Origin of the sequence: Blautia sp. OM06-15AC (genome assembly GCF_003481425.1) — a bacterium.
Lineage (GTDB): Bacteria > Bacillota > Clostridia > Lachnospirales > Lachnospiraceae > Fusicatenibacter > Fusicatenibacter saccharivorans.
On sequence record NZ_QULD01000005.1, the window covers coordinates 30,296 to 55,742 of the forward strand.

The 25,447-nt window shown below is 46.6% G+C and carries 18 protein-coding genes, 1 pseudogene, 1 CRISPR repeat array and 1 riboswitch; of the genes and pseudogenes, 16 read left to right on the forward strand and 3 right to left on the reverse strand.

The features are described from left to right. Nucleotides 1-563: 563 nt before the first annotated feature. From cas3 to DXB83_RS08380, 13 genes are all read left to right on the forward strand, one after another. Complete coding sequence (cas3, locus tag DXB83_RS08320; RefSeq protein WP_147399374.1) at nt 564-3,086, forward strand: CRISPR-associated helicase Cas3'; 2,523 nt, start codon at nt 564-566, stop codon at nt 3,084-3,086. A 19-nt stretch (nt 3,087-3,105) separates the two neighbouring features. Beyond that, nucleotides 3,106-3,840 (forward strand): type I-C CRISPR-associated protein Cas5c, encoded by a 735-nt coding sequence (gene cas5c / locus DXB83_RS08325; RefSeq protein WP_117801505.1) that lies wholly within the window; start codon nt 3,106-3,108, stop codon nt 3,838-3,840. Further along, nucleotides 3,837-5,771 carry a type I-C CRISPR-associated protein Cas8c/Csd1 gene (gene cas8c, locus DXB83_RS08330; RefSeq protein ID WP_118697434.1) on the forward strand — a complete coding sequence of 645 codons (1,935 nt, stop codon included), beginning with the start codon at nt 3,837-3,839 and terminating at the stop codon, nt 5,769-5,771. Before cas5c ends, cas8c begins: the two co-directional genes overlap by 4 nt. 4 nt (nt 5,772-5,775) lie before the next feature. After that, nucleotides 5,776-6,633, forward strand: coding sequence for a type I-C CRISPR-associated protein Cas7/Csd2 (gene cas7c, locus DXB83_RS08335; protein WP_118697435.1), 858 nt, complete (start codon nt 5,776-5,778; stop codon nt 6,631-6,633). A 34-nt stretch (nt 6,634-6,667) separates the two neighbouring features. After that, nucleotides 6,668-7,333, forward strand: a complete 666-nt coding sequence (gene cas4, locus DXB83_RS08340) for a CRISPR-associated protein Cas4 (RefSeq protein WP_199691632.1) — start codon at nt 6,668-6,670, stop codon at nt 7,331-7,333. Continuing rightward, entirely contained in the window at nt 7,330-8,361 is a 1,032-nt protein-coding gene (gene cas1c, locus DXB83_RS08345) for a type I-C CRISPR-associated endonuclease Cas1c (RefSeq protein WP_118697436.1), read from the forward strand. The genes cas4 and cas1c overlap by 4 nt, the downstream gene beginning before the upstream one ends. A 10-nt stretch (nt 8,362-8,371) precedes the next feature. Further along, complete coding sequence (cas2, locus tag DXB83_RS08350; RefSeq protein ID WP_117509533.1) at nt 8,372-8,662, forward strand: CRISPR-associated endonuclease Cas2; 291 nt, start codon at nt 8,372-8,374, stop codon at nt 8,660-8,662. A gap of 171 nt (nt 8,663-8,833) precedes the next feature. Beyond that, a CRISPR array of direct repeats spans nt 8,834-10,645; the repeat unit is 30 nt; unit sequence GTCGCCCTCCGTGAGGGCGTGAGTTGAAAT. A 290-nt stretch (nt 10,646-10,935) separates the two neighbouring features. Then, nucleotides 10,936-11,340 carry a YbaN family protein gene (locus DXB83_RS08355; RefSeq protein ID WP_055227396.1) on the forward strand — a complete coding sequence of 135 codons (405 nt, stop codon included), beginning with the start codon at nt 10,936-10,938 and terminating at the stop codon, nt 11,338-11,340. Beyond that, a complete protein-coding gene (locus tag DXB83_RS08360; protein WP_022462170.1) occupies nt 11,337-11,684 on the forward strand; it encodes a nitrous oxide-stimulated promoter family protein in 348 nt (115 codons plus the stop codon). The genes DXB83_RS08355 and DXB83_RS08360 overlap by 4 nt, the downstream gene beginning before the upstream one ends. A gap of 13 nt (nt 11,685-11,697) precedes the next feature. Then, nucleotides 11,698-13,437 (forward strand): ABC transporter ATP-binding protein/permease, encoded by a 1,740-nt coding sequence (locus DXB83_RS08365; RefSeq protein WP_118697437.1) that lies wholly within the window; start codon nt 11,698-11,700, stop codon nt 13,435-13,437. Beyond that, nucleotides 13,437-15,167 (forward strand): amino acid ABC transporter ATP-binding/permease protein, encoded by a 1,731-nt coding sequence (locus DXB83_RS08370; RefSeq protein WP_118697492.1) that lies wholly within the window; start codon nt 13,437-13,439, stop codon nt 15,165-15,167. The genes DXB83_RS08365 and DXB83_RS08370 overlap by 1 nt, the downstream gene beginning before the upstream one ends. A 63-nt stretch (nt 15,168-15,230) precedes the next feature. After that, nucleotides 15,231-15,424: riboswitch (cobalamin riboswitch) on the forward strand. A 294-nt stretch (nt 15,425-15,718) separates the two neighbouring features. Then, nucleotides 15,719-17,023 (forward strand): sirohydrochlorin cobaltochelatase, encoded by a 1,305-nt coding sequence (locus tag DXB83_RS08375; protein ID WP_118697438.1) that lies wholly within the window; start codon nt 15,719-15,721, stop codon nt 17,021-17,023. Nucleotides 17,024-17,162: 139 nt separating this feature from the next. Beyond that, nucleotides 17,163-17,774 (forward strand): hypothetical protein, encoded by a 612-nt coding sequence (locus DXB83_RS08380; protein WP_118697439.1) that lies wholly within the window; start codon nt 17,163-17,165, stop codon nt 17,772-17,774. Between the two features lie 112 nt (nt 17,775-17,886). Here DXB83_RS08380 and DXB83_RS08385 read toward each other — a convergent pair whose 3' ends face one another. Next, nucleotides 17,887-18,345 (reverse strand): DUF2798 domain-containing protein, encoded by a 459-nt coding sequence (locus DXB83_RS08385; protein WP_118697440.1) that lies wholly within the window; start codon nt 18,343-18,345, stop codon nt 17,887-17,889. A 359-nt stretch (nt 18,346-18,704) separates the two neighbouring features. Between DXB83_RS08385 and DXB83_RS08390 the strand changes: the two are divergent. Continuing rightward, nucleotides 18,705-19,529: pseudogene (locus tag DXB83_RS08390) on the forward strand (TrmH family RNA methyltransferase). A gap of 91 nt (nt 19,530-19,620) precedes the next feature. On the opposite strand, the gene DXB83_RS08395 reads toward DXB83_RS08390, so the two are convergent. Then, nucleotides 19,621-20,496, reverse strand: a complete 876-nt coding sequence (locus tag DXB83_RS08395) for an AraC family transcriptional regulator (protein ID WP_158581095.1) — start codon at nt 20,494-20,496, stop codon at nt 19,621-19,623. A gap of 350 nt (nt 20,497-20,846) precedes the next feature. Between DXB83_RS08395 and DXB83_RS08400 the strand changes: the two genes are divergently transcribed. Next, the gene (locus DXB83_RS08400; protein ID WP_118697442.1) at nt 20,847-22,391 is read left to right on the forward strand and encodes an alpha-amylase family glycosyl hydrolase; all 1,545 of its coding nucleotides are present in this window, start codon (nt 20,847-20,849) and stop codon (nt 22,389-22,391) included. 58 nt (nt 22,392-22,449) lie between these two features. Here DXB83_RS08400 and DXB83_RS08405 read toward each other — a convergent pair whose 3' ends face one another. Beyond that, nucleotides 22,450-24,501, reverse strand: a complete 2,052-nt coding sequence (locus tag DXB83_RS08405) for a HelD family protein (protein ID WP_118697443.1) — start codon at nt 24,499-24,501, stop codon at nt 22,450-22,452. 136 nt (nt 24,502-24,637) lie between these two features. Here DXB83_RS08405 and sigK point away from each other — a divergent pair, with 136 nt between their 5' ends. Beyond that, nucleotides 24,638-25,264 (forward strand): RNA polymerase sporulation sigma factor SigK, encoded by a 627-nt coding sequence (gene sigK, locus DXB83_RS08410; protein WP_022462180.1) that lies wholly within the window; start codon nt 24,638-24,640, stop codon nt 25,262-25,264. Nucleotides 25,265-25,447 lie beyond the last annotated feature (183 nt).

Here is a 25,447-nt window from a genome sequence, read left to right on the forward strand (position 1 = left end):
AATAATCTGATGCTTTTTATATTTTAGACTATTTAAGAATTATTCAATAATATAAACTTTACATTATTGAAAACTTATAAAAATATAATTTGTATTGCATGTTAGTAGAAAAGGTGATATAGTGAAAATATAAAAGAAGAAGCTATCAGATATTGGCAGTATCGGATAACTTCTTCAGGTAGAAAACTGATTCAATTTAGAAATAAGATCTAAAAAGAATAGTAAACTACGAACATATACTATTCTATACGTTATTTTCTAATTTGTAAAGTCTTCTATAATTTTAGAGTAAAAAATACTCTAACACACAAAGGAAGAATTACAAAATCTAAAAATCTTTGTAAATTCCCAATGTGAAAATAAAAATCAAATTGATACTAAGGCAGAAATGCGATTTAAGAGGAGAGGTGGTAAAAAGGATTTTGAATAGAATTATTTGACATGTCAAAGTAGAAAACGATGAGGTATAAACTAAATATATGATCGAACAAAAGTTTGAAAATATATTGCGCTACAGGTCGGAGTCTGCTATAATGTGGTAAAAATGAATAAAAAATCAGAACTTGACTCCGAAAAATAAACAAAATAGACAAAAGGAGAAAGTGATGAATAATACAAACGAAAATAAAACAAGTGACATTTATCTTGCACATGTGGATTTTGAAACAGGCCGTACCCAGAGCTTTCAGGAACATACAGATAATGTAACATCATATGCAAAAAGCATTTGTCCTATGGGAGAGATTCAGAAACTTGTCGAGGCGGCCGCACTTTTTCATGATGCGGGGAAACTCTCTGATGATGTGCAGAAAGATTTTCAAGATATCTTGAAAAAGGGGGATCAGGCACACCGAAACGATTTGGATCACTCAACCGCAGGTGGACGGATGCTATGGAAAATGATGCGGCAGAAAACAGCAGCAGAGCTGTTAAGTACAGTTGTGTACTCACATCATGGAATCAGCGACTGTATTGATTTTGAAAGCGGGTGTACCTTACAGGAACGCAGAGCGGAAAAAGAGTGTCAGGAAGACATTGTGAAGGAAAGATTTTTTCAGATCTTTGATAAAGAGAAAATCCAAAAAGTGTGCGAAGCAGCAGATGCACAATATGTTCAGATTAATAAAAAAATAGGAATGTTTGTGCGAAAAAGCACAAAACAAAATCGTCATTGTGGAAATGGATATTTTTATATTGGAATGTATTTCAGAGTATTGCTTTCTATGCTGCTTGACAGTGATTGGACAGATACGGAAAAATTTTTTCAGAATGAAGAATTGAAACAACGTATTTCAAAGAAAGAAATACAGAAAATATGGCAACAGAGTATACAATGTTTTGAGAACTATCTTAATCATGAAATTCGAAACAAGGCAGAAAATGGCCAGAGTCTTCAGGCAGTCCGGCAGGAGATTTCTGAGAGGTGCTATGAAGAGGCAGAAAAAGAAACGAGACTGTATCGTCTGACAGTACCAACGGGAGCTGGAAAGACATTAAGTAGTTTGCGCTTTGCACTGTATCGTGCCGAGCGGACCCAAAAACAGCATATTATTTATGTTGCCCCATTTAACAGTATTTTAAGTCAGAATGCCGATGAGATCCGGAGAGCAGTTGACGATCCGGATATCGTACTGGAACATCATTGCAATGTGATTCTTTCGGAGAAAAAGCAGGAGAAAGACTATAAAAAACTGACAGAAACATGGGATGTACCAATTATTATGACATCAGCTGTACAGGTATTGAATGTACTTTTTTCGGGACAGAAAAGAGATATCCGCAGAATGCATACCTTATGTAACAGCGTGATTATTTTTGATGAGGTACAGGCCATTCCGAAGAAGTGTATGGAACTTTTTAACTTAGCAGTAAATTTTCTTACCAATTTTGCGGAATCGGATGTTGTATTATGTTCAGCTACCCAGCCATCCATTAAAGATTTGAAAGAGAATAATTTAAGTGAATGCATGGAGATGACGGAAATCATAGAAAAGTATGAAGAAGCCTTTCGAAGAACGGATATCGTAGATTTGACAGAAACAGAAGCGTATCCGGGCGGAATGGAAATTGAGGATCTCTGTGATTTTACGTTGCAGCAAGCTGAGACATTTCGAAATGTGCTGGTCATAGTAAATACAACCGAATGTGCAAAACAAGTATATGAAAAGATAAAAAGCAGCTGTTCAGACGAAGATCAAGTTTTTCACCTGAGCAATAAACTTTGCCCGCAAAATAAAGAGGACACGTTGGAAACGGTCCATGCGGCATTACGAAAAAATAGAGAATCCGGATATACAGGCAGAGTGATCTGCATCAGTACACCGGTTGTAGAAGCGGGTGTAAATTTTTCTTTTGGCTGTGTCATTCGATCAAAAGCGGGATTGGATCATGTGATCCAGGCCGCTGGAAGAGGAAATCGCCACAAGGAGTATCCCTGGTTTGGAAAGATTTACATTGTACAATTGACAAACGAGGCCGAAAGTCTGGAAAAGCTGCCAGAGATACAAGAAGAACAAAGAGCAGTACAAAAATTATTAGAACAATTTCGAAGTAAGCCTGAAATTTTTGAAAAAAGATTAGATTCGTCGAAAGCGATAGCGATTTATTATCAGTATTACTATCAGGTGCTGCAGGCTGATATCACGAAATTTCCGGCGAAAAATTATAAAACGACCTTGCTAGAAATGCTGGGAAAAAATTGTCCGGGAAGAAAACAATATTGGCATAAGTTTGAACAAGAGTATAAGGGGGGAATGGCACAGGCATTTGCAACGGCAGGAAAAGAATTTGAAGTTATTTCTAATGACTATAAGATTCCAGTTGTGGTTCCCTATAATGATGAGGCCAAAAAACTGATTGCAGCATTTGTCGGAGCAGATGGTGAGTATTTACCTTGGGAGGAAAAGCAGAGGATGCTGCGGGAACTGCAAAAATATACGGTTGGAATTTCAGAAGTGCAGAAGGAACGTCTTAATAATGCAATATATCAAATTAGTGATGAAGAAATACTCGCGTTGAGCGAAGGGTATTACAGCAATGAAGTTGGTGTGCTGGAAGAACCGCAGATGAACTTTGAGAACTATTAAACATATTGGAGGTGGTACAATGGAAAAACATGCGAATACCATAGAGTACGAGGTGTATGGGAACTATGCATTGTTTTCTGATCCGGTGGTGCGTGTTGGAGGCGAAAAAACAAGTTATTCAATTCCAACTTACGAGGCATTGCGAGGTATTACGGAAAGCATATTTTGGAAACCCACGATCTTTTGGGTAATTGATGAAATTCGCGTTATGAACCGGATTCAGACGGAAACAAAAGGTATTCGTCCTATTAAATACAATGGCGGAAACGAACTGGCATACTACACGTATTTAAAGGATGTGCGTTATCAGGTACGTGCTCATTTTGAATTTAATGAGCATCAGGTCAACATGGTACAGGATAGAAATGAGCGAAAATATCAGTGCATGTCAGAAAGAATGGTAAAGAGCGGAGGCCGGAGAGATATTTTTCTTGGAACAAGAGAATGTCAGGCATTTGTGGAACCGTGTGAATTTGGCAGTGGAGCAGGATATTATGATGATATGGAAAAAGATATAGATTTCGGTTTCTCTTATCACGGAATTACTTATGCGGAAGAAGCCGTTTTGTCGGAGGATCAGGGAAACATGACGGTAAGATTCTGGGAGCATCCGACCATGACAAGGGGAGGCTACATCGTTTATCCCCGTCCGGAAGAGTGTACAATCAAACGTCATATACGAAAAATGCAGCCGAAAATATTTGAAAATATCGAGAAAGAAGAACATGAAAAAAGGGAGGTGAAAGATACGTGAACTGGGGAAGAGAAGCACTGGATTTGTACGAAAAAAATCTGAACAAGGTAGGAAAAATAGAATATCGTGGTGAATTTCCCTATACGCTGCTTCCAACATTCCACTCAACGGCAACGGCACAGATTACGGTAACCATTGATGAAGAAGGTAACTTTTTACATGGCGAACAGGTTCCTGCAAATGATAAATTTACCATTATTCCGGTTACAGAAAAATCAGGAAGCCGAACATCTGGAAAAGAAGCCCATCCCCTGTGTGATAATTTAAGATATCTGGCGGGCGATTATCCGCTTTATGTGGCGGACGATGGAAGCTGTTTTGAAATTTATATGGAACAATTAAAAAAATGGTATGAGTCAGAATTTTGCCATGATAAAGTAAGAGCAATTTATTATTATCTGCAGAAGAAAAGTTTGATGCATGATTTGATTGAACAGAAGGTATTGAAGCAAAATGAAGATGGAACGCTGGCAGAAAAGGAAACGATTCAGGGAATTGATCAAAGTAAAGCGTTTGTGCGATTTATTGTGCGCTCTTTAAGTAATCCACTGACAGAAACAGTTGATGAATGCTGGAAAGATAAGACCTTATGGGAAAAATATCAGCAGTATCAGCGGTCTATGGAAGGGGAAAAGGGACTTTGCTATTTAAGTGGAAAAAGAGAAAGTATTTCCTATCTACAGCCAAAGAAAATCCGAAATGAAGGAGACGGCGCGAAACTGATTTCTTCAAATGATAAGGATAATTTTACGTATCGTGGTCGATTTGCAACGAAAGAAGAGGCATTTGCAATTGGAAATGAAACATCCCAGAAGGTTCACAACGCATTGAAATGGATTATCCGCAGACAGGGAGGCACATATGATACCATGGTGTTTGTTACATGGGAAACAGCGGAGGATTCAGCAGGAGAATTAGAAGTTCGATGGGACTCGGATACGGAGCATATTATATCTGAATTTGATGAATGGGATACCGGACTGGAAGATCCGGAGTTTGACACCAATGCGATCGGAGCGGAGCTGTTTCAGAAGGCGATGAGTGGGTATCGCACGCTGCAGAACGAGGAAAAATGTCCCACGACTATGAAATATATGGTGTTATTAGGAGTCGATGCAGCAACACCGGGGCGCCTGGCAGTCGTGGAAGCAAAAAAAATTGAAGAAACGCGATATTTAGAGAATATCAAAAAATGGCACAAGGACTGCTGGTGGCGTCATGAAAAATGGAGAGACGGAAAAAGAATTGTTTATTATGGCATGGTTGGAGTAAAGGAGATAGCGGATCTTTTATTCGGAATAGAAAATAATGGAAGTATTACCATTGTAGATGGAAACAGCAAAAAACTTTATGCTGAGGTTGCAAAGCGTATCTTGCCATGTATTTGGGATGGGCAGAGAATACCAGCTGATTATGTGGAAAGGGCGATAAATAAGGCATCTAATCCATTGGCATATAAAGAACGGAGAAACTGGGAGCAGATTTTGCAGCTTGCGTGCTCCATGGTTAAAAAAAGAAGAAAAGAACTTTATAAGGAGGAATGGAAAATGGCGGTAGACAAAAATTGTACAGAAAGAGATTACCTGTATGGAAGATTGCTTGCTGTAGCAGATCGAATTGAATATCGGACTTTTGATATGGATAAGGACAGAAGTAGAATTACAAATGCAAAGCGATACATGAATAATTTTTCGCAGAGACCGTTTGAAACCTGGAAAGTTATTGAAGAGAATATTCAGCCGTATTTGAACAAATTGCCAGTGCCAGAACGAAGATTTTATGAAAATCTGCTGGACGAAATCGAGGACGCATTTGAAAGTGTAAACGATTATCAGGAGAATAAACGTTTGAGCGGATTATATTTACTTGGATTTCACAGTCAGTCCTGTGCGCTGAGAACTTACAAAACAGAGAAAACAGAGGAGGAATAAAGAAATGAGCGAATTAAAAGGAAAAATTGATTTTACATTATTTGTGAGTGCAACGAATGCAAATCCCAATGGAGATCCACTGAACGGAAACCGTCCGAGAATTAATCTGGATGGATATGGGGAAATTTCAGATGTCTGCATTAAACGAAAAATCCGAAACCGCCTGCAGGATCTGAGACAGAAAATTTTCGTGCAGTCAGATGACAGAACGGACGACTCATTCAAGAGTCTGAAGGAGCGCGCAGATGGTTGCGAGGAGCTTAAAAAACAGATGGGAAATAAGAAAGATGCGAGCAGAGATCTCTGCGCACAGATTGCATGCAGGGAGTGGATCGATGTGAGAGCATTTGGACAGGTTTTTGCATTTAAAGGAATTCCAGTATCCTTTGGCGTACGCGGTCCGGTGTCGATTCATCAGGCAGTAAGTCTGTCTCCGATTGATATCATGAGTATGCAAATCACCAAGAGCGTAAACAGCGAGGCCGGAAAAGAAGGAAAGGCATCTGATACGATGGGAACGAAACATAGAGTTGGGTTTGCTGTATACAAGGTGATGGGAAGTGTCAATGTGCAGCTCGCGGAAAAGACGGGCTTTACCCAGGAGGATGCTGAGATACTGAAAGAAGCACTCATGACATTGTTTGAAAATGATGCATCGTCAGCACGTCCGGAAGGAAGTATGGAGGTATGCCGGATGTATTGGTGGCAGCACGAGGAAAAAACACCGGCTATTTCGAGTGGAAAGATCCAGAGAGGATTTGACTGGAATAAAGATTTAGATCATCCGAGAAGCTTTAAGGATTATGATATTACCTGGAATGTAGAAGGATGCAGAGAACCGGAGATTTTTGATTTTGTCTAAAGATACGGTCGTTTTCCGTGAGGGGTGAATTGGAATGTATGATGAGGATGATTATCTGCAGTTGTCAGGAATTCAACATTTTGCATTCTGCCGGCGCCAATGGGCACTTGCATATATCGAGATGCAGTGGCAGGAGAATGTCCGCACGGTAGAGGGAAAGATTCTTCATGAAAATGCACATGATCCGGGTCTCAAAGAAAAAAGAGGAGATCTGCTGATTGTGCGTGCGATGCCGGTTCACTCCTGCGAAATGGGAGTGAGCGGCGAGTGCGATGTGGTGGAATTTCATCGGGTGAAAGAGGGGATTTCACTGCATGGAAAAGAAGGATTTTATCGTGTAGTGCCAATAGAATATAAGCGGGGAAAACCAAAAGAAGGAGAAGAGGATATCCTGCAGTTGGCAGCGCAGGCGTTTTGTCTGGAAGAAATGCTGTGTTGTGAAATCGAGTATGGATATCTTTATTACGGTGAAGTCCGCAGACGCCATAAGGTAGAATTTGATAATGCAATCCGGGAAAAAGTGAAGCAGATATTTGCAGAAATGCATAAGTATTATGAACAACAGTATACACCGAAAGTAAAAATAAGCAGGAAATGTAATGCATGTTCCTTGAAAGATATTTGTCTGCCGGTTTTAAATAAGAATAAATTGGTTGCGGAATACATTACCAAGAGAATGCAGGAAGAGGAAAATCTATGAAAAGATTGCTGAATACCTTGTATATTACTTATGGAAATCGTTATCTTTCACTTGATGGGGAAAATGTCGTAGTAATGGAGGATAAAAAGGAAATAGGAAGAATCCCTTTACATAATTTACAGGCGATCGTGACCTTTGGCTATACAGGAGCGAGTCCGGCATTAATGGGGGCGTGCGCGCAAAGAAACATTGAATTATCCTTTATGTCCGGAAATGGCCGTTTTCTGGCGAGAGTCAGCGGAGAAGAAAAGGGAAATGTGACACTGCGAAAAACACAATACCGCATCAGTGAGAAAAAAGAAGAAAGCGTCAAAATAGCAAAGAATTTTATTCTTGGCAAGGTCTATAATGCCAGGTGGGTGCTCGAGAGAGCCGCCAGAGATTACAGTATGCGGCTGGATGCAGAATTGCTTAAGAAAAAATCAGCTTTTCTGGGGCAGAGTATGAATAAAATCAGAGAATGTGAAGATGCGGGAACACTTTTAGGACTGGAAGGAGAAGCTGCATCGGTATATTTTTCCGCTTTTGATGAACTTATTCTGCAGCAGAAAGAGGATTTTTATTTTCATGGAAGAAATAAGAGACCACCGTTAGATAATGTGAATGCGATGCTTTCGTTTGGATATTCTTTACTGGCAGGAATGTGCGGCGGGGCGCTGGAAGCAGTGGGCCTGGATCCATATGTTGGATTTTTCCACACAGATCGTCCGGGACGAATGTCATTGGCGCTGGATCTGATGGAAGAATTTCGTAGCGTTATGGTAGATCGGTTTGTTCTGACACTTATCAACAAGAGGATTATGAAGCCAGAATATTTTTTAACTAAGGAAAACGGTGCCGTTATTATGACGGAGGAGGGACGAAAAGCCTTTCTTAGTGCATGGCAGGGAAAAAAACAGGAGATGATTACGCATCCATTTTTAGGCGAAAAGATTGAGTGGGGAATGGTTCCATATGCACAGAGCATGCTGCTGGCACGTTTCCTGCGAGGGGATCTGGATGAATATCCGCCATTTTTGTGGAAGTAGGTGATTTTTAATGCTGGTGCTGATCACATATGATGTAAATACACAAACCGTAGCAGGCAGAACGCGATTGCGCAAGGTAGCAAAAGAATGTACCAATTACGGCCAGCGAGTCCAAAATTCTGTCTTCGAGTGCCAGATGGATGCGGCTAAGTGCCGACAGGTAAAAGATATACTAGAAAAAATCATAGATAAAGAGACCGATAGTTTGCGGTTTTACTATTTGGGTGAAAAGTACAAAAACAAAGTAGAACATGTTGGTGCAAAAGCGGGATTTGACGTGATGGACACACTGATTCTGTAGTGCGAATGCCAAGTGCACAGAAAAAAGCAGGAAGATTCGCACTTGAAATTTAAAGGATTTTTGCTGAAAAGATAGAATTTGGGGGAGGAGGGAGATGAAATGAGGAAGAAAATATAGAGATATTAAATAAGCATAGCCGCGATTTAGAAGAAAAATTTGTCTAAATTTGCTGTCGCCCTCCGTGAGGGCGTGAGTTGAAATGAATAAATTCGAGAAATTGAACAAGAAACTAAGTCGCCCTCCGTGAGGGCGTGAGTTGAAATATTCTGACCAGATCTGACTTGAACCGTTCAACAGAGTCGCCCTCCGTGAGGGCGTGAGTTGAAATATTCCGGTTGTATCTGATCGTTTCACGGTAGACAGTCGCCCTCCGTGAGGGCGTGAGTTGAAATGACCGTTTCAAGGCTTCTGGTGGCTTCTGAAAGCTGTCGCCCTCCGTGAGGGCGTGAGTTGAAATACAAAAGGATGATCCGATACCGGCACCGTGGGAGTGTCGCCCTCCGTGAGGGCGTGAGTTGAAATACAAGGTCAATGACACGGAATTAAACATCCGTAGTCGCCCTCCGTGAGGGCGTGAGTTGAAATATTAAATACGCGTTTACTGGTGACTGGCGGAATGGTCGCCCTCCGTGAGGGCGTGAGTTGAAATACTTAATCGCAAGCTCTATATCAACTTTTCATTGTCGCCCTCCGTGAGGGCGTGAGTTGAAATATCAACGAGTCCGGGCTGTATGCGCTGATCTTCGTCGCCCTCCGTGAGGGCGTGAGTTGAAATTTTCTGCTTCTGCTTTCGTAATTTCTTCCATCCGTCGCCCTCCGTGAGGGCGTGAGTTGAAATACAGGTACAGATACGGACATATCTCCGTACGTCACAGTCGCCCTCCGTGAGGGCGTGAGTTGAAATGGAGGACAAAAATATGGCAGTATCAGCAACTTGTCGCCCTCCGTGAGGGCGTGAGTTGAAATGGTGGTACAGATATACCACTAACACGCTCCACGTCGCCCTCCGTGAGGGCGTGAGTTGAAATACAATTTACAATAATGAAAAGAAAGAAATCTGGGTCGCCCTCCGTGAGGGCGTGAGTTGAAATGTAGTCAAACGGAACCTCATCCGGCAGACCGAAACGTCGCCCTCCGTGAGGGCGTGAGTTGAAATATGGAAGAATTGGGACACAGTCAAAGAAAAATGGTCGCCCTCCGTGAGGGCGTGAGTTGAAATGTGAGACACACGTAAAACTGTATTGGTGCAGACAGTCGCCCTCCGTGAGGGCGTGAGTTGAAATGTGTGGGGATCGTACCCACAATACGCTTCAGTATAGTCGCCCTCCGTGAGGGCGTGAGTTGAAATGTCTCCTTTTAATTATCTTCACCTTGAGCTATCGTCGCCCTCCGTGAGAGCGTGAGTTGAAATACACAGACGGATTCGGATGATCCGAAGAAGTACAGGTCGCCCTCCGTGAGGGCGTGAGTTGAAATTGGTTCCAGGTTGCATGATTCTGCACAATGACGTCGCCCTCCGTGAGGGCGTGAGTTGAAATATGGGGAACGACTTATCCTGGATGGGAAAATGGAAGTCGCCCTCCGTGAGGGCGTGAGTTGAAATATGAAACCGTACACCATATTCTTCTTCGTACTTGTCGCCCTCCGTGAGGGCGTGAGTTGAAATTTTTTGACGAAGAAACCTACAGAAAATGTCTGCGTCGCCCTCCGTGAGGGCGTGAGTTGAAATGATAGTCAATCGACCACCTTTTGATAGTTTTAAAGTCACCCTCCGTGAGGGCGTGAGTTGAAATATCGCTTGGTGCGCAAAAAAAATAACCAATGGAGTCGCCCTCCGTGAGGGCGTGAGTTGAAATAAGAGACCGGAGAGCCAGTGGCGGCAGGTTGATGGTCGCCCTCCGTGAGGGCGTGAGTTGAAATATCATCTCCTTTTAATAATCCGAAAAATTCTAAGTCGCCCTCCGTGAGGGCGTGAGTTGAAATGATGCGTCCCCACACAACCGGCCCGATTCCTTTGTCGCCCTCCGTGAGTTGAATCTTCAAACATTGGCGGAATTATTTAGAGTATGATGTATCACACTTCGTGAGTTGAAATAACAGCAGTTATTCTGCAAGCAGAGGAGCGTTCTCTCAGGAGTGAAATGTGTTTGACATGAAAGTTAAATAATGTTAATCTATAACTAGCGTAAGCGACAACTAACCGCTCATGTATTCGCAAGAACCATGAGCGGCTATTTTTCTATTTTAATATTCGGTGAGAAAGGAGGAAAATTATGAAGAGTCCATTTAAAATATTTTGGATCGTACTCGGCTTTCTGTGCCTGGGATTTGGTACCATCGGCATTGTGCTTCCGATTCTGCCGACAGTTCCATTCTATATGGCGACCCTGTTCTGCTTTGCGAAAAGTTCGGAACGGCTGCACAGCTGGTTTATTGGAACTCAATTATATAAGAAGCATCTCGACAGCTTCGTACAGCATCGGGCGATGACGGTAGGAACGAAATGTAAAATTATCGGGATGGTAACGGTTGTGATGGCGATCGGCTTTTTTGCTATGAAGAATGTGCCGATCGGAAGAATCTGTATTGCTGTGGTATGGATGTGCCATATTTTGTATTTCTTCCTGCGGGTCAAAACCGTAAAAACAGAAGATCATATCCTAGGAGAAACAAAATGAACAAAGTAGAAAAAAAGCGGCAGAAAGAACAGTACGTCGTGGAAGAGATGATCCGCCTGTACTGCCGGAAGAACCATGGAAAAGAGGGGCATGCATCCGGTGGGATGTGTCCGGAATGTCAGAAATTAGCGGACTATGCAAAACAGCGGAGCCAGAAATGTCCCTTCATGGAACAGAAAACATTCTGCGCAAACTGCAAAGTACACTGCTACAAGCCGGAAATGCGGGAAAAGATCCGCGCCGTTATGCGGTTTTCGGGGCCGAGGATGCTGCTGTATCATCCGATTTTAGCTATCTGGCATTTAATCTGCAGCATGAGAGAGAAGCGAAAAGCAAAAGCATAAAAGAGAGGTACTTATGATTAAAACAAGACTGGTGGGGCTGCTGTCCCACGCGAAAAAGTATATCGTGTACACGATTCTGTGGCAGTGGGCGGCGCTTCTGTCGCAGGTGATCGCGGTATTTACGATTGCCGATCTGCTGGAGCGGGTTGTGTATGGCGCGGTAACGGCGACGGCTGTGAAACGGACGGTTTTTATGCTGGCAATTGTTGTTGTGATCCGCTTTTTCTGCGAGCGGATGGGTGCGAGGTCTTCGTATCTTGCGTGTGTGGATGTGAAACGGATTCTGCGTGAAAAAATTTATGAGAAAATGCTGAAACTGGGGGCATCCTACAGCGAACAGGTATCATCCTCGGAGGTCGTACAGGTATCCACGGAAGGCGTGGAGCAGCTCGAAACCTATTTTGGAAAGTATCTTCCGCAGCTGTTCTACAGCCTGATTGCGCCGCTCACGCTGTTCGCCATCCTCTGCCGGGTGAGCATGAAAGCGAGCGTGATTCTTCTGATCTGTGTGCCGCTGATCCCGATTTCGATTGTGGTTGTGCAGAAGATTGCGAAGAAGCTGCTGAACAAATATTGGAGTATTTACACAGGGCTCGGCGATTCGTTCCTTGAAAATCTGCAGGGTCTGACGACCTTAAAAATCTATCAGGCCGACCAGCAGAAAGCCGACGAGATGGATGTGGAATCCCAGAACTTCCGCCGGATCACGATGAAAGTTCTGACGATGCAGCTCAACTCAACGAGCGTGATGGACATCGTAGCATACGGCGGCGCGGCGGTTGGCATGGCGGTGGCGGTATCGGAATTTCTGAAAGGAAACCTCACCGTGTCCGGCGCGCTCTGCATTGTGCTGCTGGCGAGTGAGTTTTTCCTGCCGCTGCGTCTGCTCGGATCGTTCTTCCACATTGCGATGAACGGCATGGCGGCGAGTGACAAGATTTTCAAAATTCTTGATCTGCCGGAGCCGCAGGCGGGAGAACGGACGCTGCCGGGCGGACCGCTGGATGTTGTGTTGGAGGATGTGCATTTTTCCTATGAAGAAGACCGGGAAATTCTGAAGGGCATCGACCTTACACTCCCGGCGGGCAGTTTTGTATCGCTGGTCGGCGAATCCGGCTGCGGAAAGAGTACGATCGCGGGCATCCTTGCGGCAAAGAACCGCGGATATGCGGGAAGCATCACCCTGGGCGGCGTGCCGCTCTCGGAAGTCAATGAGACGGATCTGATGAAGCACGTTGTTCTGGTCCGCCACAACAGTTACTTATTTAAAGGAAACGTAGAAGAGAACCTGCGCATGGCGAAACCGGATGCGACGAAGGAGGAGATGGAGGCAGTTCTGCAGAAAGTCAATCTGCTGGGATTCTTACAGACACAGAACGGACTGCAGACAGAGCTTCTCGAAAAAGCAGGAAACCTCTCCGGCGGCCAGTGCCAGCGTCTTGTGATTGCGCGGGCGCTGCTTCGGCGCGACAGTGCAGTGTATATTTTTGATGAAGCTGCATCGAATATTGATGTCGAGAGTGAAGAGCTGATCATGAATGTGATTCATGAACTCGCAAAGACGAAAACGGTATTGCTGATTTCCCACCGCCTTGCGAACGTCGTACAGTCAGATCAGATTTATTTCCTGAAAAACGGTACCATCTGCGAGCGTGGAACGCATGCGGAACTGATGGAACAGAACGGCGCATACCGGCATCTGTACGACAGCCAGATGGTACTGGAAAACTATGGAAAGCAGGGGAATGCATGATGAACGAGAAGAAAAATACAGCAAAACGCAGAAGCGCCCTCCGGATTATGGGAAGCCTGATCGGGCTGGTGAAGCCATTGCTTCATATTATGATGGCGGCAATTATTCTTGGAACAATGGGATATTTATGTGCGATCTTCCTGACGATTCTGGCAGGACAGGTCATCGTGCACGGCTTACTGACGGGCGCGGCAGGGACGAGCCTTTCGGTGCAAAACATGTGGCTTGTACATACCCCGGTAAAAACGATACTCACGGTGATGATCGTGATCGCGGTGCTGCGCGGCATTCTGCATTATGCGGAGCAGTACTGCAACCACTTTATTGCTTTTAAACTGCTGGCGATCATCCGCCATAAAGTGTTTGCAGCTTTGCGGAAGCTCTGCCCGGCGAAGCTGGAAGGACGGGACAAAGGAAATCTGATTTCGATTATCACAACCGATATCGAACTTCTGGAAGTATTCTATGCGCATACGATTTCCCCGATTGCGATTGCAGCATTAACTTCTCTGATTATGGTATGCTTCATTGGAAGATACCATGTTCTGGCAGGGCTGCTTGCACTTGCGGCGTATCTGACGGTCGGCGTTGTGATCCCGATGTGGAACGGAAAGCGCGGAAGCCAGAAAGGAATGGAGTTCCGGACAGGCTTTGGCGAGCTGAACAGTTTCGTGCTGGATTCCCTGCGTGGCCTCGACGAGACGATTCAGTACGGACAGGGCGAAAAACGGAAAGAGCAGATGTCAGGGCGGTCGAAAGAACTGGCTTCTGTGCAGGAAAACTTAAGCCGCATGGAAGGCTCCCAGCGGTCTGTCACCAACATGGTGATTCTTCTGGCATCGTTCGGCATGCTGGCACTGACGATCTATCTTTACACGAAAGGCGGGATCGGATTTGAGGGAGTCCTGACCTGCACAGTCGCGATGATGGGTTCCTTCGGCCCGGTCGTGGCGCTGTCCAGCCTGTCGAATAACCTGAATCAGACGCTGGCAAGCGGCGAGCGCGTGCTTTCCCTTCTCGAGGAAGCGCCGCTGGTGGAGGAAATTTCGGGAGATACGGCATCCGGCGGTGACCACGCATTTGCAGGAGCCGAGGCGCAGAATGTAACGTTTGCCTACGAAGACGAGACGATTCTGGATCAGTATTCGCTGAAACTGGAACCGGGAAAAATCACCGGCATCCACGGCGCGAGCGGTTCCGGAAAATCGACGATCTTAAAACTTCTGATGCGCTTCTGGGATGTCCAGACGGGGCGCGTTTCCGTGGACGGAGCCGATGTCCGCGAAATCCCGACGAAGCATCTGCGCGATATGGAAAGCTATGTGACGCAGGAGACACATCTGTTCCACGATTCGATTGCGAACAACATCGCTATTGCAAAACCCGGCGCGACGCGGGAAGAAATTATGGAGGCGGCGAAGAAGGCGTCCATACATGATTTCATCATGACACTGCCAAACGGCTACGGCACCGAAGTCGGAGAACTCGGCGATACGCTGTCCGGCGGAGAAAAACAGCGGATCGGTATCGCGCGGGCATTCCTGCATGACGCATCCATGATCCTGCTGGACGAGCCGACATCGAATCTTGATTCCTTAAATGAAGGAATTATTCTGAAATCCCTGAAAGAATCGGCAGAAGAGAAAACCATTGTGCTCGTATCGCACAGAGTGTCCACGATGAACGTCGCGGATGTGGTATATGAAATGGAAAATGGCCGGATTTCCTGATTTTACAGCACTTGACAGAGAAAAGACGATGTGCTACACTAACAGTCGTTAAAGAAAAGACAATTAAATATCGATGTGTAAGGTGTCGGACATACGTGTCCGGTGAAAAGGGAAGCAGGTGTGAATCCTGCACGAACTCGTCACCGTATTTTGCAAGCAGGGGAATGATCCACTGGGAAACCGGGAAGGAGACCGATGCGCTGGAGTCAAATCCTGAAGCAATGAGCCGGGAGACCTGCCTTTCGCAGTACAGGAACGTTACGTTCGTGCCACGAGGAACTGGCAGTACAAAACAGGAAAGCGGACATTTGCCCCACAGCGGGTGAGATGGTTTTCTTTGTGATGAAAATACTGGAAGCCCCTCGTTGAAAAACGAAAGGGCTTCTTTCTATTTACGCGGGCAACAAGCCAAAGTCCGTGCTTGCACGAGACCTTAGCGACTGCCGCGATAACTTGAGAAACTCGCGGAGCGTGTTTTTCATAGTTTGAAATGTAAAACGTCCCCGATATTGGTTGTTGCAAAGATACCAGCAAATGGGAGGAAAACAAAAATGAAAAAGAAACTTGTAGTCGCTTTAATTTCAGCAGCTATGGTAACATCTATGCTCGGCGCATGCGGAAGCAACAACGCATCCAGCAGCAGCGCAAGCAGCACAGCAACAAGCAGCGTAAGTGCATCTTCCGCATCTGAGGAAGACACCACAGCAGCAAGCAGCAGCGTAAGCGCATCTTCTGCATCTGAAGAGGTATCCGCAGATGCAGACCAGGAGGCAGCAGATAAAGTGGCAGCTTTGATTGACGCAATTTATGTACAGGAAAGAAATGATAACACCGACGAGCAGTGCAAAGAAGCAAAAGAGGCATGGGATGCCCTGACAGACGCGCAGAAGGAACTTGTAGAAGGCGAGAACGCAGATCCGGATTACTTCGGAAGAGACACAGGTGATGCTTCCAAGGATGATCCGTTAAACGGAGACGAGATCGGTGAGAATGAGCTTCTGGTTGTAAGCTTTGGTACTTCCTTCAACGACAGCCGTGCTGAGGATATCGGAGGCGTTGAGAAAGCTCTGCAGGCTGCATATCCGGACTGGTCCGTAAGACGTGCCTTCACCGCACAGATCATCATCAACCATGTACAGGCCCGCGATGACGAGAAGATCGACAACGTAGATCAGGCACTGGAAAGAGCTGTAAGCAATGGCGTGAAAAAACTGATTATTCAGCCGACTCATCTGATGCACGGCGCAGAGTACGACGAGCTGAAAGAAGCAGTAGATAGCTATAAAGATAAATTTGAGTCCGTAACCATCGCAGAGCCGCTGCTTGGCGAGGTTGGAAGTGACGCTACCGTAATCAACGAGGACAAACAGGCCGTTGCAGAAGCAATCACGGCACAGGCAGTAAAATCTGCAAATTATGACAGTCTGGATGCAGCAGCAGAGGACGGCACTGCTTTCGTATTTATGGGACATGGTACTTCCCACACTGCAAAAGTAACCTACAGCCAGATGCAGACACAGATGGATACTCTTGGATACAAAAACGTATTCATCGGAACCGTTGAGGGCGAGCCGGAAGAGACCGCTTGCGAGAACGTGATCGAGGCAGTAAAAGCAGCCGGATACAAGAAAGTAATTCTTCGTCCGCTGATGGTTGTTGCAGGTGACCACGCAAACAACGATATGGCAGGCGAGGATGAGGATTCCTGGAAGAGCCAGTTTGAGGCATCCGGTGCATTCGATGAGATCGACACTCAGATCGAAGGTCTTGGAAGAATTGATGCTGTTGAGCAGCTGTATGTACAGCACACCAAGGCAGCTATGGACGGCAACGGCGTTCAGGACGATGCTGAATAATTAGGGGTTGTATTCCGAACGTAAAATAGAGTAAAATAAGATCCGGCAGTACGGCTGAAGAGACTCAGTGTGCTGTCGGATTTTAAGTTGAGCGGATGAAAAAGATCCGCTTCAAGGTGATACAAGGAGGAATTTTATTATGAGAAAAAAATTGGCAGTTCTTTTTCTTGGAGCAGCACTGACTGTATCCATGCTCGGCGCATGCGGCGGAAAGGATGCAGCGTCATCTTCTGCATCTGCAGTATCTGCGTCTTCTGCGGCAGACGCATCTTCCGCTTCTGTACAGGATGCATCTAAGGCAGAGAGCAGTACATCCACATCAGATGTTTCAGCAGAAAGCGCATCGGCAGCGGAGACTGCAGGAGAAAGCAGCGCATCAGAGCTGGAAGACGGTACGTATACGGCAGACTTCAATACAGACAGCAATATGTTCCATGTCAATGAAGCAAAAGAAGGAAAGGGTGTCCTGACGGTAAAAGACGGAAAAATGACCATCCACGTCAGCCTGGTATCCCAAAACATTGTCAATGTCTTTGTGGGAACAAAAGAAGAAGCACAGGCAGACGGCGCAGAGCTGATCGAGCCGACCACAGATGAGGTAACGTATTCTGACGGCACTACAGATGAAGTGTACGGCTTTGATATCCCGGTAGAAAAACTGGACGAGGATTTCAATGTTGCGATCATTGGTAAAAAAGGAACCTGGTATGATCATGTAGTCAGCGTATCCAATCCGGTACCGCAGGAGTAATCCCGGAAGAAAACAAAAGATATCCACAGAAGGCGAACCATTTTGCACCGTCTGTCCACAGAAATTGTGGAAAGAGAGGGGAAAAGCGGTTCGCCTTTGTGGATATCTTTTCTTATTTTTCCGGAAACAGTTTGCGGAACAGAAAACGGATGAAGGGTCCGCAGTACATGAGCTGCCAGAAGAAGGCAACCGGGAAATTTAAGAACGTGGTCTGAAGCCAGACAGCGACAAATTCCTTTCCGGCATTTTTAAACAGCAGTGTTGCAATAAAACTCATAATCGGACACATAATAGCAATAATCATAATGGAAATTGCCAGCGTGATTACGATCGGGCGATCCTGCGGTGTTACCATGCAAAAAGCTAATTTGTGAGCCAGATGATCCACGAGGAAAAACTCGAGGATAAAAGCGGCCGGCCACATGATTATCATCTCGTGAAACGCCATCAGAAAGACCTGATTTGTCATTCTGCCGATGTTCATGGAAATGTTGTAGCAGATCATGGCATAGACCATCAGAAAGGACATCATGAGGGTAAATACAACGTTTTGAAATTTTGTTTTTGGCATCGATTGTTCTCCTTTTCTTTGCAATTTTGAAAAATGGGCGCAAAAAAGACACATGTGTTGTTCGTTAACCAAGCAATGCACTTGTGCCGTTTCCAATCTGATACCAATCTTTTCTGCAGTTTTTAATTTTGAACCGTCGATTATTATAACGTCTCCGGCGGCGTTTGGCAAGAGGAAATTGAGAAATTTAAAAAAAAGACAGATAAATAAGAAAATTCGATGCGTGCTGGAAGCACGGTTTGGCGAATGGTGCGGGGAACGGCACCGGCGGGAAAAAGAATGGATTGCGAAACGGGAGCGGGATTGCTACAATAGAACATAGTGAAAACAAAGAGAAAACGCAAAAGGAAATCAATATTATGTCAGAGATCAGAAAAATCGAAAACTTTGCGGCGCCGGAGCTCGACGTGTATGCGCGTCTTTCAGAACCGCAGTTATTGCACTATTATGAACCGTAGCCAGGCCTTTTTCTTGCGGAGAGTCCGCGGGTCATCGAGCGTGCGCTGGATGCCGGATATGAACCGGTTTCGTTCCTTGCCGGAAGCGCAGAGCTTGCCGCAAACGAAGCACTCTTTGCGCACTGCCCGAACGCGCCGGTCTATACAGCAGAGACGAAGGTGCTGGAACAGCTCACAGGCTTTGCCCTCACGCGCGGCATGCTCTGCGCGATGCACCGCCGCACGCTTCCGGCTATGGAGGAAATCTGCCGGAATGCCCGCCGCGTGGCGATTCTGGAAAATGTCGTGAACCCGACGAATGTCGGTGCGATTTTCCGTTCTGCCGCCGCGCTTGGCATCGATGCCGTGCTCCTCACATCAGGCTGCAGCAACCCGCTGTACCGCCGCGCCATCCGCGTGAGCATGGGAAATGTCTTCCAGGTCCCGTGGACCGTGCTGCCAGGCGGCAGTTACTGGCCGGAGCAGGGAATTGCTGCACTGCAGGAACTTGGATTTTATACCGTTGCGATGGCATTAAAAGAAGACTCCGTTCCGATGGATGATCCGTCGTTAAAAACGCATGAAAAGCTCGCCATTCTGCTCGGAACCGAGGGTGACGGACTGGCGAGTGATACGATCGCTGAAACAGATGCAACCGTGCTGATTCCGATGACACACGGCGTGGATTCACTGAACGTAGCTGCGGCGAGCGCTGTCGCATTCTGGGAGCTGGCGGGAAGAAGATAAAGATGTTCCGTCGGTACCGGAGATTACGGAATAAAAATAGGATCAGAGATAGATTTTCGGGATGCATATTTTGATGCATCCCTTTTTGAATTTACGGATTTTGAAATTCCTTCCGATACATCTGCGGCGTACATCCCACTTTGCTTCGGAACTGCCGGTTGAAGTTGGAAAGGTTGCGGAAACCATTGTCGTACGCGATTTCGGACACACTCCGCGTCGTACTGCGCAGCGCCTCGCAGGCGGCTTTGATCCGAAGCTGTGTCAGATATTCAACGGCCCCGAGTCCGAAGGTCTGCTTAAAACAGCTCATAAAATAGCTTTTGCTCAAGTGCGACAGCCTGGCAAGTTCCTCTACGGTAATCGGGTCGGCGAAGTGCTCCTGGATATAGGCGAGCACAGGCCGCAGGTTTTCAGCAGCCGCAGGCATGGCGGGACGATCGGTGCAGAGTTCCGGCGATGCGGCGAGCAGATAGAAGAAGCGGAGCAGCTCACTTTTCAGCAGAAGATCGGAGACAGCAGAGTTTTCACGGATGCAGCGGAAAATCTGATGGACGGATGCAGAAAGTGCAGCATAACCGGAATGTTCGGGTGAAATCGGTGCCTGGATGCGGCGCCGGGCGGAGAAAAACGGCTGCAGAATTTCCGTGTAGCTGCGGTCGTCATACCCGCCGATCAGCATATTCTGGTGGAAAACAATCGTATCATAAAACATCGACTCCTGCTCGGCGGGCAGAATGGCATGTACGAGGTTCGGTTGAATCAGAAAAATATCACCGGCATGCGCCGTAAGCAGACGGTCCTCATACTGAAAATACCCCGTTCCGCGTTTGATATAATTCAGCTCCATCTCCCCGTGCCAGTGCAGCGGTACGCCGGGAAAATAGTCGGGCATCCGGCAGTCATAATAACTGTAGGGAACCTGCATGGAGCCGTGCTGGCGTTTTTCTTTCGCAGCAGAAAGCATCATAAAATCCTCCTCCAAAAAGCATGTCCGTAAAATGCCGGAAATGGCAGAGCGTGGCATGGATAAAATCAGTTAATGTTCACTCAGCAGTGAAACACTTGCTGTTTCGCTGCGTAAGAAAGTGATTCAGGCGTGAGCAGCCCTCCTTTTGCGAAGCAAAACTTTAAATGAGGGGTGCGAAGGTTACAGTTCGCTGGGTACCAGTGAACTGTAACTAAAATCATAGAATAGTATTAGAATGAAATAGGAAATTACTGGTATTTCAGCGGATACAGTAGTAATATATCATATAGAAACACTTGCTTCAACGACGAAAATACAGCAGAAATAAGAGCGAAAGAGGGAAAGAAAAAATGTCAAAATGGTTAGATAACGCAGTATTTTATGAGATTTACCCGCAGTCCTTCAACGACACCAACGCCGACGGAATCGGAGATTTCCAGGGTATCATTGAAAAATTAGACTACATCAAGGAACTGGGCTGCAACGCCATCTGGATCAACCCGTGCTTCCTGTCCCCATTCGGTGATGCAGGATACGATGTCGCAGATTACTGCCGCGTTGCACCGCGCTACGGAACGAATGAGGATCTGAAGAGAGTTTTCGAAGAGGCACACAAACGTGACATGCACGTTCTGCTCGACCTGGTTCCGGGCCATACATCTGTTGAGCATCCATGGTTCAAAGAATCCATGAAAGCAGACCGCAATGAATTTACAGACCGCTACGTATGGACTAATAACGTATGGGAAGCACCGGAAGGAATGGGAAGCCTGCGCGGCATTTCCGAGCGTGACGGCGCCTGCGCCATCAACTTCTTCTCCAACCAGCCGGCCCTGAACTACGGCTTTTATCAGCCGGATCCGGAAAAACCGTGGCAGCAGTCCTTTGATGATGAGGGACCGCAGGCAACGCTGGCAGCGATGGAAGATGTCATGAGATTCTGGCTGAACATGGGCTGCGACGGCTTCCGTGTCGATATGGCGGGCTCCCTGGTAAAGAACGATCAGGAAGGCAAAGGAACCATCCGCCTGTGGCAGCAGGTACGGAAATTCCTCGACGCCGAGTTCCCGGATGCAGCCATGGTATCCGAGTGGGGCGAGCCGGACAAATCCTTACAGGGCGGCTTCCACATGGACTTCCTGCTTCACTTTGGACCGTCCCATTACAACGATCTGTTCCGCTGCGATGAGCCATTCTTCTCCAAACGCGGAAAAGGAGATATCTCTGAGTTTGTAGAGACCTACAAAACCAACTACAATAAGACCGCACAGAAAGGCCTGATCTGCATCCCGTCCGGAAACCATGATATGGACCGTCTGGCACGCCGTCTGCAGGGGAATGAGCTGAAAATTGCTTTCGCTTTCCTTCTTTCCATGCCAGGTGCGCCGTTCATCTACTACGGTGATGAAATCGGTATGCGCTACGTCGAAGGCCTGAAATCCGTTGAGGGCGGATACAACCGCACCGGTTCCCGTTCTCCGATGCAGTGGGATGACAGCACCAACGCAGGATTTTCCAGCGCACCGGCCAGCGACCTCTACATCACCATGGATCCGGGCAAAGACCGTCCGACCGCAAAAGCACAGATGGCCGATCCGGATTCCCTGTACCACGAAGTTAAAAAACTCATCCAGATCCGCCAGAGCAGCAAAGCACTCTTAAGCCGCGGAACCATCGAGTTCGTTTATGCAGAGAAAAACCAGTATCCGCTGGCATACGTCCGTGAGGCTGAGGGTGAAAAAGTCCTCGTTATCATCAACCCATCCGACAAAGAGCAGTCCTTCCCATACAGTGCAGAGCTGAAGGATGCCCTCTACACGATCGGAGGAAAAGCAGAATCCAAAGACGGAATCATCACCATCCCGGCACAGTCCGCAGGATTCTATCATATCTGATCGAAAATAAAAATGACAGGGAGATCCAATCGAATTTTTTCGGAGGATCTCCCTGTTTTTAAATATGATACACTCTCAGCTCATGCAATGCTCTGGTCGCTGCAATATACTGCGCCTGCATCATCATCTCCCGTTTCTCGTCCTTTGGGAAAATCGAGAACACCTGATCAAACTCCAGCCCTTTTGCCAGATAAAATGTGGTAACCGTCAGTCCTTTCTTAAAACTGGAGCTGTCACGGTTCAGCCACGAAAGCCGCTTCTCACAGTCAAAATCTTTTTCCGCCAGAATCTCCCGTAAAATCAAATAAGCCCGTTCCGCCGTCTTCTCATCCGGTACAATCACCGCCGCCGTCTCATACGTTTTCTCATCTGGAAACAGCGTATCCACTGCCTCCCGCAGAGCCGCCTCAAGATCCGTGACATTCCGTTCCAACACCGGCATTCCGTGCCGTTCAAACAGCTCCAGATCCGTTACGCCAATGAGATTTGCCGCATACGACGCAATTTCCACCGTATTCCGGTAACTCTTCCGCATCTCAATCCGCCGCAGATCCTTCCCGAAAATCCCCGGTAAAAACTGCAGTACATCCTGCTGCTGATCCGCCATCGTCTGCGCCCGGTCGCCGAGAATCGTCATCTTACAGGAAAACATCCGCCGGATAATCAGATACTGGAGCCGCGAATAATCCTGCATTTCATCAATCACCAGATGCTTAATATTCGACCGCTCCGCCTGCCGCGACAGGCGGTACTTCAGATACAGAACCGGATACACATCCTCATACCGCAGTTTCCGCTTCTCCAACGGCCGCCGCGGCAGCGTCTGATATCCCTCTTTCTTCAGAAAACGATTGTAGAGAACATAAAAATCCATCGTCTCATACATCTTCTGGAATTTTTCGATGAGCGGAATCCGCTCCTCCTCCGGCAGATCCCGGTTCAGCAGCGTCTCGATCTCGTCAATAAACGTCTCCGCCACCGCATCCATCCGCGAGAGCAGCGGAATATCCGCAAACTTGTCATAAAACAGCGTAATAATCTCCGATTCTGACTTCACAAACGACTTATACGAAACGTCTGAGAAATTCATCAGCTCGTCCTCAAGCTCCAGCGCAAATCCCTCCATCTGGTCCACAAACGCCTGCGACTGTTTTAAAGCAAACCGTTCTGCGGCTTTTGGATCCCGCATCTCCCGCTCAATCTGATCACAGCGATCCTCACAGTCCGCCGCCGTGTCCTGTAATTTGCGGTAAGCAAAGAGATCAAAACTCATCTCCTGAATATTCTCCTCACCGAGCTCCGGCAGAATATGTGAAATATAATCCGAAAATACCCCGTTCGGCGATAAAATCAGAATATTCGAAGACTTCAGATTCTGTCTGTCATGATACAAAAGGTAGGCAATCCGATGCAGCGCCACCGATGTCTTGCCGCTTCCCGCCGCTCCCTGAATTACCAGAATCCGGTCCTTCGTATTGCGGATGATCGCATTCTGTTCCTTCTGAATTGTGCGGATAATATTCTTCAGCTGTACCTCGCCGTTGCTGCCAAGCTCCGCCTTTAAAATATCATCATCAATTTTCACATCACTCTCAAATCCGTAAATCATCTTTCCATCCCGGATCTTATACTGCCACTTGGAACAGATTTCCCCTGTCATCTCGCCGCCCGGCGCCAGATAGGAAGCCGGCCCGCGGTCAAAATCGTAGAAAAGACCGCTGACCGGGCTTCTCCAGTCGTAAATCAGCGGCAGCTCGCCCGGCCGCTCCGCAAAATTGCCGATGCCGATATAGAAAATTTCCGGCTCATCATCCCCGTCATAGCAGAAATCCACACGCCCGAAGAACGGAGAATCCAGCATTTTCCGGAAGCGGCTCCGCAGAAGAAGCTGCTCCTGATTCGCATTCACCTGATGCAGCAGCGCCTGCTGATTGTCGTAATCCTCATATCCGTACTGGTCCATCTCGGTATAGTTCTGCCAGTAATAATCGTGCATATTTTCAATTTCTTTCTGTCCGTCCAGCAGAGACTGACTAATCTCGGCAAGACGCGCCTGCAGCTTTTCCAGCACAAAAGAAAGATATTCCTGTCCGTTTTTCTGGTCTGTCATAAAAGGAAACCTCCTCTTAAAAATATAATGTCGAGTGCCGGAAAACCCGGCTGATCTTATCAGTATAGCAGACAGGCACGTTTCCTGCAATTCAAACATAAAATAAAGAAAAATCCCCTTTGAGGTGCCGCTTTTCTTGGAACCCTTTTTAAAACCACTGTCTGCACAGGAAGAAAAAAGCTGTCTGGATGCGTATCAGAGGGGCGATACAAAAGCCAGAGACATTCTGGTCGAGCGGAATCTGCGCCTGGTCGCGCACGTTGTGAAAAAGTATCAGGGCCTGCCCGATGATCTCGACGATCTGATTTCCATTGGAACGATCGGCCTCATCAAGGCGGTGATGACATATGATTCGAAAAAAGGAAACCGGCTGGCCGCATACGCCGCCCGCTGTATTGATAATGAGCTGCTGATGTATCTTCGGAGCAAAAAGAAAACGGCACGGGAGATTTCCCTCTACGAGCCGATCGGAACCGACAAGGAGGGAAATGAGATCCATCTGCTCGACATCGTGGAGGGCGGCGGGGAGGATATCGCGGAACAGTACAACCGGAAAGAGGACGCGGTGCGGCTGTACTGTTATCTGGATTCGGAATTAAAAGAGCAGGAAAAACAGGTGCTTCTTCTCCGGTACGGCCTTGGCGGAAAAGCAGAATACACACAGAAACAGGTCGCTGCCCGGCTCGGCATCAGCCGTTCGTACGTGTCGCGGATCGAGAAGAATGCAATTGAAAAGTTGCGGTTACGGTTTGCCGCTTCGTAAATGCTTGACATTTCAAACGGACTGCTTCTATAATAAAGGGTAAGGAAATCAGGTGCAGAAAAGGTTTCCTTATCCTTACTTTTTCGAACAAAAATCAAAGATAATATCTTCCCGGTGTTCTTGCCGGACATTTTCCCAAAATGAAAAATAAATAGGAACTATACGACCTGCTACTGAAAGAAA